This window comes from Marilutibacter maris (genome assembly GCF_006546735.2).
GTDB lineage: Bacteria > Pseudomonadota > Gammaproteobacteria > Xanthomonadales > Xanthomonadaceae > Marilutibacter > Marilutibacter maris.
Genome location: NZ_VICD02000234.1, coordinates 18,962 through 30,116, shown reverse-complemented (window position 1 = coordinate 30,116; position 11,155 = coordinate 18,962). Strand labels below are relative to the sequence as shown.

The window sequence follows — 11,155 nt, the reverse complement described above, 5'->3', positions numbered from 1 at the left end:
AGGTTCATCCGGGGCTCCTGGGGTGCTGTTTGGGTCGCACCTACAGAATTCCGGGATCGCCCCGGATGAACAACCTACTGAAAGATCACAGCTAGACCCGGCGCAGCCGGCGCGAGCCGGCATCGACCTCGAAACGCACCCATTGCCCCTGCGCCAGCGCCTCCTCGGGCCGCGCGTAGTGGCACTGTTCGCAGGCCGTGGCCGGCAGTTCGAAGAACCCGGCCTGCAGGCGCTCGCCGCCGACCGTCAGCAGGCCCATGCCGTGACGCACCGTCTGCGCGTAGCGGATCGCCTCGTTGCCCAGCGGCAGCAGCGTGTCCAACGCGGCGACCAGGCGGCGCCCGGCGGCGGCCGACTCGGCCTGCGGATCGGCTTCGACGCTGCCGGCCATGATCGCGTTGAGGGTCTGCGACGACACCGCCGGCACGGTGAACTCGACCGTCCGCGGCGCCAGCTGGGTGGCGAATCCGGCATGGATGTCGCCGGACAGCACGACCACGCCGCCGGCCGGTTCGAACACCTGATCGATCAGCTGCCGGCGTTCGACCGGAAAGCCGTCCCATTGATCGACGTTGAGGTAGAACCGGCGTCGCAGCAGTTCCGGCGCCTGCAACTCGGGGCGGGTCAGGTCCAGCACCATCGAGGTCATCGATACCGAGCTGGCGACCAGCTTCCAGCGCGCGTCGCTGGCGGCGATGCGCTCGGCCAGCCAGGCCGCCTGCGCTTCGCCCAGCGCCGAGGGCTGGCCCTCGGCCGCGCGCAGGGCGGCAAGCAGGTCGTAGGTGTCCTTGACCACGAAATAGCGGCTGCCCAGATCCTCGAACAGACCGGTTTTGCCCAGCGCGATCCAGGGCAAGCCGCGCGGCAGGGCGTCGTCGCTCTCCGCCAGCGGCACTTCCATGAAGCCCGGCACCGCGGCGTTGTAGCGGCGCAGGATGTCGTTGAGCACCAGCACCGCGATCGGTGCGTCGAGGATCGCGGCGACACGGCGGCGCGCCGCGGCCCGCTCCAGGCCCTGGTCGCGATAGGCCTTCAGCAGCGCCCGTCGCAGCGCCTTGCGCCAGCGCGGCCAGTGCGGATGGGTGGCGTCGACATAGGGCAGCAGTTGCCGACGCAGTGGCTCGAAGTCCTGGCCGATCCGCGGCAGCAGCCGGCGCAGCGCCGGCTCGTCGTAGGCCAGCGCGCCGGGGAAGGCGCCCTCGGGAATCAGGTGGTCGGGACGGTGGCTGCGATAGTCGACCAGCAGCAGCTGCAGGTCGCGCCCGAAGCGCAGCTCGCGCCACATCCGGGTATGCGGGAACAACCGTTCGGTGTCGACCGTCTGCTGTCCGGCCGCATCCTCGGGCCCGACCTCGATGTCGATCGGCATGTACTCGAAGTAGGCCTGCTCGGCGTTGACCCGGCGCCGACGATCGCCCTCCCCCTGCAACCCGTCGCTGTAGGTCGCGTGCTCCCGCCAACAGTCGTCGGAAAACTCGTGGTCGTCCCACATCGCGACCAGCGGCGTGGTCGCCAGCAGCTGCTGCAGCACCGGATCGGTGCGCACGGTGCGGTGGATCTGACGATAGTTGTCGAGGCTGCAGGCGGCCAGGGCGTCGCGGCCGCGCACGATCGCACCGCCGGCGTCGTCGAACGCGATCCGGCGCTCGTCGCTGGTCCTCTGGAAGCTCGGGTCGCCGACCGACTCGTAGATGAAGTCGCCCAGATGCAGGATGAAGTCGGGCCGCGGCAGGTCGTCGGCCGGCGTCGCCTCCAGCAGCGGCAACAGGCTGTTGTACCAGCGACCGCCGTAGTCCTGGCAGCTGAGCACGGCGAAGCTGACCGGCTCGTCGCTGTCCGCCGCCGGCGCGGTCCGGGTACGGCCGTGCGGCGACGCGACCCAGCCCTGCGCGGTCTCGCGCAGGAAGCGGTAGTGATAGCCGGTGCCGGGGGCCAGTCCGCGCAGGCGGACCCGCACGCAGTGGTCGGCGGATGCGTCCGCGCGCAGTTCGCGTTCGACGAGCAGGCGTTCGAAGCCGGCGTCGGCGGCGACCTGCAGGCGCAGCACGACCGCCCCGCCGCCGCTATCCGGCGCGCGGGTCCACAGCAGCACCCGGTCCGGCCGCGGATCGCCGGAGGCGACCGACTGCGGGAACCACTCCAACGCCCCGGCGGTCGCGGCGGCGACCACCCGCATCGGCCACATCGACGCGAACGGCAATGCGCTGGCGGTGATCGTGAGCGCCTTCAGCAGGCGGCGGCGTTGCGGATCGGCGGTCATCGGCAGCTCCTGTCGGGACCGCGGCGGGCGGCCGGAAAAGCGGCCGATCGTGGCCCCGGCAGGTGTCGATTTCGTGACAGGCGTGGCGCCGTTGACGCGCAACACAACTGCAACCACGCACTTCCATACTTCGGCGTTTGTTGCGGCCTGCCGTTCGGGCTCGCCGCTCCGTTCCGCTGTCCACTTTCCAGCTGTCCACTTTTCATTCGGGGAACCCATGACAACGATTCGCACAGGCGCCCGCCCGGGCCGGCGCCTCCGCCCGCTGCATTGCGCGCTGCAACTGGCCATCGCGGCCATGCTTCCGGTCACCGCCTCGGCGCAGCAGGCGCCGGGCGCCGTCGCCGATCCCGAAACCGCGGTCGAGCTCGATCGCATGGTGGTCACCGCGCAGAAGCGCGAGCAGCAGGTGCAGGAAGTGCCGATCGCGATCACCGCCTATTCCGGCGAGTTCATGGAGTCGCTGGGCGTGAGCACGATGGGCGACCTCAGCGGCTACGTACCCGGCCTGCAGGTGCAGGAGCAGAGCCCGAACAACCCCGGCTTCGTGATCCGCGGCATCACCTCCGACAGCGGCGCCGCCAACGTGCCGGCGCGGGTGTCGATCTTCCAGGACGGCGTCTCGCTGAGCCGCTCGCGCGGCGCCTCGGTCGAGCTGTTCGACATGGAGCGGGTCGAGATCCTGCGCGGTCCGCAGGGCACCCTGTTCGGCCGCGCGGCCGAGATCGGCGCGGTCCATCTGATCCAGAACAAGGCCAACGGCGAGTTCGGCGGCGAGGTCGAACTGGGCCTGGGCAACTACAACCAGCGCCGCTTCAGCGGCGTGCTCAACGCGCCTATCGCCGACCAGGCCCTGTACGCCCGCCTGGCGGTGTTCGGCGAACAATACGACGGCACCGTCGACAACCTGTCCGGCGGCGACCTCAACGGCAAGGACACCCGCGCTGTGCGCGGCAGCCTGGGCATGCTGATCGGCGAGATGAGCCGGATCGACGTGATCTTCAATTACCAGCGCGACACCCCGCCGGGCACCGACTTCCGCAGCGGCACGATTCCGAACCGCCGCGGCAGCACCGACCTGTTCGGGCCGGCCGACCTCAACCGCGGCGACGAGCTGGGCCTGGACCGCAAGGTCTACGGCGCGACCGTGCTCGGCGACTTCGCGCTGAGCGACAACTGGACCCTGGACACGATCAGCGGCTGGCGCCACTTCGAGTCCACCGAGCAGTTCGACGCCGACGGCTCGCAGATCGCCGCGCTGGAGTTCGCCGAGATCGCCGAGGGCAAGCAGTTCAGCCAGGAATTCCGCTTCAACTACGACGCCGGTGGCGCGTTCGCGGGCTTCTTCGGCGCCAGCTATTTCTTCGAGGACGGTTCGCAGACGGTGCCGTTCACCACCGACGAGCGCAGCCTGCTGGCACTGCTGTCGCACGATCCGAACGTGCGTGCGGCGATCGCCCAGCTCGGCCTGAACCTGCCCGAGATCCCGGTGCTGTTGCCGGACGGCACCCCGAACGTGAACTATCCGCTGCCACCGCTGCCATTGCCGCTGAACCCGGCGCACAGCGAGAGCTTCAGCAACTACGGCACCACCCAGGCCTGGGACGTGTTCGCCGACGGCACCTGGCGGGTCAACGATCGCTTCGAGCTGACCGCCGGCCTGCGCTTCAGCCGCGAGGACATCGAGGCCGGCTACCAGGCCGATCCCGGCAGCGCGCCGTCGCTGCTCGGCGGCCTCGGCGCCGGCGTGCCGATGCCCGGCTCCCGCAACATCCTCAACCTGGCCACCAACGGCCGCCTGACCCGCAGCGGCAGCTTCGACTCCGCGGTCGGCCGCCTGGTCGGACGCTACGCCTTCAGCGACACCCTCAGCGGCTACGCCAGCATCTCCCGCGGCCGCCGCCCGGAGGCGTTCAACCTCTCCCCGACCGTCTCCGAGGAAGTCCCGGCCGAGACCGTCGACAGCTATGAAATCGGCCTGAAGGGCAGCCTCGGCGGCAACCGTTTCGCCTGGGACGTGGCCGCGTTCCGCTACGAGTACAGCAACTTCCAGACCGACATCCCCAACCCCAGCGGCGGCACTCCGCTGTTCATCACCACCAATGCCGGCAATGCCACCGCCACCGGCATCGAGGTGGCGATGAACGGCGAACTGGCGCCGGGCCTGGTCGGCTTCCTCAACTACGCCTGGATCGACGCGACCTTCGACGACCGCGACGACGACGGCAACCCGCAGGCCTTCGCCGGCAACCGCTTCCGGCTGACTCCGGAGCACTCCGCTTCGCTGGGCCTGGACTGGCAGCTGCCGTTCGGCGCCGGCCACGCATTCTACCTGCGCCCGTCCTACACCTGGCAGTCGCGGGTGTTCTTCGAGGACGACAACACCGCCGGGCTGGAACAGGACGCCTACGGCCTGTTCAACCTGCGCGCCGGCGTGCGCCTGGACGACGGCCGCTGGGACATCGGCATCTGGGGCCGTAATCTCGCCGACAAGGAGTATCTGATCGACGCCGGCAACACCGGCCGCCTGTTCGGCACCCCGACCTACATTCCCGGCTCGCCGCGGATGTACGGCATCACCGCGCGCCTGAAGTTCTGATCCACGCGCCCGCCTCGCCCCGGAGCCGGCTCCGGGGCGATCGCGAACCGGCGCCGCCGCCATCCGCGGCAACGGGTGAACGGCTTCTCACGGGCCGCCGGGCTAGACTGTCGGCGGTAGCGCGGCGGCACATCGGCGACGCCGCCGCGTTTCTGTCAGCACGCACCGCGTCCCGGTGCGACGACCGACCGGAGCCACGATGCCCCCGATGCCCAAGTCCCTCGTTCCGCTATTGCTGCTCGGCCTGCTGGGTATCGGCCAGGCGCTCGCCCAGGAAACCGCCGGTGCGCCGGTCGCGAGCGAAGCTCCGGCCGGGCCGTCGGCGATCGCGGTCGCGGATATCCCGACCCGGGCCAAGGACGACGAGCGCTTCGCCCAGACCGTGATCGTGCGCGCGCGCCTGCCCGACCCCGGTGCCCGGCTGGTGCCGCAGCTCGACGCAATCGACGCGTCCATCGACGCACGCACCGACCTGCTCCAGCTGGAGAACCTCAAGACCCTGCCGGTGATGCGGCTGGAAAGCCTGGAGCGGCACTGGCGGTTCGACGCCCGCCGCTTCGCCGCGCTGAAGGCGCAACTGCAGCAGGCCACGGCGCCGTATGCCGAGGACGTCGCCGAGCTGTCCAAGCGCCGCGCCGACTGGGAGGCGACCCGCGCCGGCCTGGCCGGGTCGGGCGCCGCAGCGGCGCTCACCACCCAGGTCGACGCGGTCATCGCCCAGCTCAAAGCCGCCGAGCAGGCGGTGTCGGCGCCGCTGGCCCGCCAGATCGACGTCGGCCGGCGCGCCAATGCCGTCGAGGCCCGCATCGAGGCCGGCCAGAAGACCGTCGCCGCCGCGATCGACTACATCGACAGCCGGCTGCTGCATGCCGACGCGCCGCCGATCTGGCGGATGCGGCAGCAGGCGGGCGACCGGGAGACGGTGCTGGAATCGATCGACCAGAACGCCAGGATCGAATCCCAGTTCGCCGCCGACTACAACGCCGCCGGCCTCGGCAACCAGCGCGTCCTCAATGTCCTGCGCTTGCTGCTGCTGCCGCTGCTGATCTGGCTGAGCCTGCACAACCGCCGCAGCGCCCCCGGCACGGTCGAGGACGAGACCGCGGCGCGGGTACTGCGGCGGCCGCTGTCCTCGTGGCTGCTGCTGTGGATGATGGGCATCCTGGTGCTGGAGGCCGACGCGCCATTGATGCTGCACCAGTTAGCGATGCTGGTTGCGCTGATCCCGGTGCTGCGGCTGCTGCCCGCGCGCGGCTTCCGCCTGCTCGGTCCGTGGCCCTACGTCGCCACCGCGCTGTACCTGCTGGAGCGGCTGGGCTTCCTGGCGCTGCTCGCCGGCACCGATCTGTACCGGCTCTACGAGCTCGGCCTCACCGTGCTGGCGCTGGCGCTGACCGCGTGGCTGCTATGGCGCTCGCGGCGGATCGCGCGGGCCGGGCCGGCCACCCGCATCCAGCGCACCGTGCAGCTGATCGCCTGGGCGGCCGTGGTCCTGCTGGCGGTGTCCGCGATCGCCAACGTGGTCGGAGCGTTCTCGCTGGCGGAGATGCTGACCGGCGGGGTGATCGACAGCGGCTACTTCGGGCTGATGCTGTACGCCGGCGTCAACGTGTTCACCGCCCTGCTGCACCTGCTGATCGTCCGCCGCAGCGCCGACCGCCTGCGCGGCGTCCGCGAGCGCGCGGTGCTGATGCTGCGCCTGTTCGTCCGCCTGCTCAACGTCGCCGCGGTGATCGGCTGGCTGGCCTACACGATGAACCGTTTCCGCATCTTCCGGCCGGTCTACTCGACGGTCGAGGCGGTGCTCACCCATACCTTCAAGATCGGCGAGATCAGCCTCACCCTCGGCGACGTCCTGCTGTTCGTCGCCTCGGTGCTGATCGCGTTCTGGAGCGCCAAGGCGGTGCGCTTCGTGCTGGAGGAGGAAGTGCTGCCGAAGATGTCGCTGCCGCGCGGCGTCGGCAACAGCGTCGCCTCGCTGAGCTACTACGCATTGCTGATGCTGGGGTTCCTGGTCGCGCTGGCCGTCGCCGGCTTCGAGATCAGCCAGCTCGCGTTCCTGTTCGGCGCGCTCGGCGTCGGCATCGGCTTCGGCCTGCAGAACGTGGTCAACAACTTCGTCTCCGGACTGATCCTGATGTTCGAACGCCCGATCCAGCCCGGCGACGTGGTCGACATCGCCGGCATCTCCGGCAACGTCCGCGAGATCGGCATGCGCGCGACCACCATCAAGACCTTCGACGGCGCCGACGTGGTGGTCCCCAACGGCACCCTGCTGTCGGAGAACCTGACCAACTGGACCCTGCGCGACATGTTCCGGCGGATCGAGATCGGCGTCGGCGTCGCCTACGGCAGCGACCCGGAGCAGGTCATCGCCCTGATGATGGACGTGGTCCAGTCCGACCCGAGCGTTTCCAAGGTGCCCGAACCGACCGCGTATTTCATCGGCCTGGGCGCCAGCTCGCTGGATTTCTCGGTGCGCGCCTGGACCCGCGACTACAACAGCTGGTTCGCGATCCGCAGCCGCTTGCTGACCCGGATCTACGCCGCCCTCAACGAGGCCGGCATCGAGATCCCGTTCCCGCAGCAGGACCTGCACCTGCGCAGCGTGTCGGAGCCGGCCGGGGCGATGCTGGTGCGCGAGCCGCGACGTGGCGATCGCGATGATGACGACGGCGGTGCCAGCGGAGACCGCCCCCGGGATTGAGCCGAACCATCGGGCGACATCGTCAGCCCGCACGGCAAGCCCACTCCTGCCGTGGGCTTGCCCGGTGCCGCGGGTTTCGCGGACACTGCCGAGTCCTCGCCAACCACGGCTTTTCGAATGCACGCGTCCTCATTTGAAAACATGGAACGTTGTCACGCGCGCTACGTGACCGGTGCATGGACGCAGGCGCGCGACGGTATCACCGTGCTCGATGTCGGCGGCGCCGATGTCAACGGCGGCTATCGCCCGATCTTCCAAGGACCGGGAGTGCGCTACCTGACCGCGGACCTGAGCGCCGGCGACGGCGTCGACGTCGTCCTCGACGATCCCTACCGTCTGCCGTTCGACGACGGTTCGCTCGACATCGTGGTATCCGGGCAGATGCTCGAACACTGCGAGTTCTTCTGGTTGAGCTTCGCCGAGATGATGCGGGTGCTGAAGCCGGACGGCTTCCTGTTCCTGATCGCGCCATCGGCAGGTCCGATCCACCGCTATCCGGTCGACTGTTACCGCTTCTACCCCGACGCCTATCGCGCACTGGCACGCCACAGCGGCTGCCACATGATCGAAAGCTGGCTCGACGAACGCGGCCCCTGGCGCGACCTGGTAGGGGTGTTCAGCCACGCCCAGGTCGCGGTGCCGGAAGACCCGACCCGGACGCGGCAGCCGATCGCGCCGATCGACGTCGCCGCCGGCAGCGCCGAGCAGGAGGCGGTCTCCGGCCGCATCCACTACCGCGATACGCTCACCGCGCTGCATGAGCGACTGGCGCCGCGCCGTTATCTGGAAATAGGCGTGCGCCGGGGCGGTAGCCTGGCGCTTGCCCGCTGCGAGGCGATCGGCATCGACCCCCAGCCCGAACTAGATTCGCCGCTGCCGGCCAATGCCACCCTGCACGAACTGGCCAGCGACGATTACTTTGCCGCCGACGCGCTCAGCGCCTCGGCGCCGCGTCCGGATTTCGCGTTCATCGACGGTATGCACCTGTTCGAGTTTGTGTTGCGCGACTTCATGAATGTCGAGCGACGCGCGCATCCCGGCGCCCTGATCGTCATCGACGACATCTTCCCGTCGCACCCGCTGCAGGCGAGCCGGGAGCGCCGCACCCGGGTATGGACCGGCGATGTCTGGAAGCTGCATGCCTGCCTGGCCGAGTTCCGCAAGGATCTGCTGCTGATTCCGCTCGACACCGCGCCTACCGGCTTGCTGCTGGTTGCCGGCCTCGACCCGGGCAACCGCGTGCTATGGGATCGCTACAACCCGATCGTTCGCCGCTTCACCGCGCCCGCCGATCCGCCGCCGGAGGTGCTGGGACGGGACGAGGCCTGGGCCCCGGACGACCCGCGGGTCGGATCGATCGCCGACGCCCTGCGCGAGACGCGCGCATCCGGCGCCAGCCGCACCGACATCCTGCGCCGACTGCGCGCCATCGCGAGCCGACCGGAATGAGCCCGCCGCGGCTGTCGGTGGTGCTGATCGGCTACGACATGGCGCGCGAACTGCCGCGCACCCTGCACACGTTGTCGCCGGCCTATCAGCGCGACATCGATCCCTCCGACTACGAAGTCATCCTGATCGACAACGGCTCGCCGCACCGTCCCGAGCTGGAACGTCTGCGGGCCAGTTGCCCGGGACTGCGCTTCCATCGCATCGAGGACGCCCCACCCTCGCCAGTCTCGGCAATCAACCAGGGCCTGTCGCTGGCTCGCGGCGAGCTGATCGGAGTAATGATCGACGGTGCGCGGATGGCCACGCCGCGACTGCTGGCCTCGGCGCTGGAAGCCTCGCGCCTGCATCCGTGCGCGGTCATCGGCACGGTCGCCTTCCATCTCGGCCCCGACGTGCAGATGCGCAGCGTCGGCAACGGCTACGACCAGGCCGAGGAGGACCGCCTGCTGGATTCGGTGGATTGGCGCAAGGACGGCTACGAACTGTTCCGCATCGCGGTGTTCGCCGGCTCATCCGCGAAAGGCTGGTTCACCGTACCCTCGGAGACCAACGCGCTTTTCCTGCGGCGCGGCCAATGGGAGCAACTGGGGGGCTACGACCCCGCGTTCGTCACCCCCGGCGGCGGCCTGGTCAACCTCGACACCTGGGCCCGGGCCTGCGCGCTGCCCGACGCCCGGGTGACGATGCTGCTGGGGGAAACCACCTTCCACCAGGTACATGGGGGCATCGCGACCAATGCCCCTCCGCGCTCGCGCTGGGCGGAGTTCCATGACGAGTTCGTCGCAATCCGGGGGCATGACTACCGGCCTCCGGCGCGTGCGGCCGCCTGCTACGGGCGGATTCCGCCACAGGCCTGGCCGAGCGTCATCGCCTCCAGGCCTCCCACCTCGACATGAAGCAGACGGGCTCCCGTGGGAACCCGCCTGCGATCGGTGAATCAAGCGGTCCCAGTTTCAGCGGCCGGGCACGCGGCAACAGGTGCGCGAGGCACGCAGCGAAGCATTGCCGCCACTGTTGTTCTGCGCCGAGCAGGTACCGTTGGAGAAAAAGACGAAGGGCATCTGCCAGGTCGACGACTCGCAGTTGGTCGAAGTCTGGGTATAGCCCGCCGCGCACGCCGGCGCCACGGTGTTCTTGGTCGCGCCGGGAGCGACCGAGTCGATCGTCTGCGCGGTCTCGACGCACTGCAGCGCGGTCGCCTGCGGGTTGATGAAGTAGCCTACGATGTCGCCGACCACATGCGTGGTGGCGGAGGAATAGAGCGACATCTCCGCGGCCGACGGCCCCTGGTCGAGGGCGACGATCGACAGCGTGGTGTCGATCACGCCCGGGTTGTAGGCCATCGTCGCCGCCAGCGGTCGGGTGGTGTTGAACGGAAACGCGGTGATGAAGCCCTGCGCGGACGGCGTGACCACGCTGAAGTTGATCGCCGCGGCGGCGAACGATCCGGCGGCGCCGACGCCGTTGCAGTTGCTGGCGTCGCCGCCCTGGCCGGAATAGTTGCCGATCGCGGTGACGTCCAGATTGCGGGTGCTGCCGGCACCGATGATCCCACCGGCAACCCGGGTGTCGAAGATGCGGCAGGGAGGAACCGGCACGTAGACCAGGTCGGCTGCCGCATCGCCCAGGCTCTGGATCGAAATGTCACCGGCCTGCGTGCTGATCCCACCGATCGAGGCGCCGCCACTTGAAACCGAAGTGAAGGCGAGCGTCATCTGGTCCAGGGTATTTGCATTGGCGGCGGCCTGCAGCGTGTCCAGACTGCTGGTGGCGAACAGATCGCCCATCTCCCGGGCCCAGGCCTGCGGGGTGATCTGGTAGGTCTCGGCCACGAACGGTCCCCACTTCATCATGATCTCGTGGACCAGTTCATAGCGACGGGAAGGCTGCCCGTTCTCGGCGGCATTCGCGCTGGGCATGGCACAGGTCATCGCACCGACCGCGAGAAGCAGCGGAGCCGCCACATTCGCTGCGTACTTGAGTTTCATCTGCTGAATCCCCTTCATTAGGTTGCGTCCATGGACACCCTCCGCGCCATGGTCAAAAGGGAAAACGCAAGGTCGCGGAATTTGGTGCCACGGTCCGGCCACCATCCGCAGGCGGATGGACAACGGACGCCTGCGCAGCGTGTCGGAGCCGG

Annotated in this window: 6 protein-coding genes; 4 read left to right on the top strand and 2 right to left on the bottom strand. The window is 69.3% G+C overall.

Annotation, left to right across the window (positions count from 1 at the left end; genetic code table 11):
- Positions 1 to 91: 91 nt before the first annotated feature.
- Complete coding sequence (locus tag FKV24_RS13705) at positions 92 to 2,260, bottom strand: alkaline phosphatase D family protein (protein WP_170288315.1); 2,169 nt, start codon at positions 2,258 to 2,260, stop codon at positions 92 to 94.
- A 298-nt stretch (positions 2,261 to 2,558) separates the two neighbouring features.
- On the opposite strand from FKV24_RS13705, the gene FKV24_RS13700 reads away from it, so the two are divergent.
- From FKV24_RS13700 to FKV24_RS13685, 4 genes are all read left to right on the top strand, one after another.
- Positions 2,559 to 4,859 carry a TonB-dependent receptor domain-containing protein gene (locus tag FKV24_RS13700; protein WP_170288314.1) on the top strand — a complete coding sequence of 767 codons (2,301 nt, stop codon included), beginning with the start codon at positions 2,559 to 2,561 and terminating at the stop codon, positions 4,857 to 4,859.
- 208 nt (positions 4,860 to 5,067) lie between these two features.
- Positions 5,068 to 7,566, top strand: a complete 2,499-nt coding sequence (locus FKV24_RS13695) for a mechanosensitive ion channel domain-containing protein (RefSeq protein WP_211371872.1) — start codon at positions 5,068 to 5,070, stop codon at positions 7,564 to 7,566.
- 141 nt (positions 7,567 to 7,707) lie between these two features.
- Positions 7,708 to 9,015, top strand: a complete 1,308-nt coding sequence (locus FKV24_RS13690; RefSeq protein ID WP_141482768.1) for a methyltransferase domain-containing protein — start codon at positions 7,708 to 7,710, stop codon at positions 9,013 to 9,015.
- A complete protein-coding gene (locus FKV24_RS13685; protein ID WP_111267622.1) occupies positions 9,012 to 9,911 on the top strand; it encodes a glycosyltransferase family 2 protein in 900 nt (299 codons plus the stop codon). Before FKV24_RS13690 ends, FKV24_RS13685 begins: the two co-directional genes overlap by 4 nt.
- A 57-nt stretch (positions 9,912 to 9,968) precedes the next feature.
- Here FKV24_RS13685 and FKV24_RS13680 read toward each other — a convergent pair whose 3' ends face one another.
- The gene (locus FKV24_RS13680; protein WP_111267623.1) at positions 9,969 to 11,003 is read right to left on the bottom strand and encodes a hypothetical protein; all 1,035 of its coding nucleotides are present in this window, start codon (positions 11,001 to 11,003) and stop codon (positions 9,969 to 9,971) included.
- Between the last annotated feature and the right edge of the window lie 152 nt (positions 11,004 to 11,155).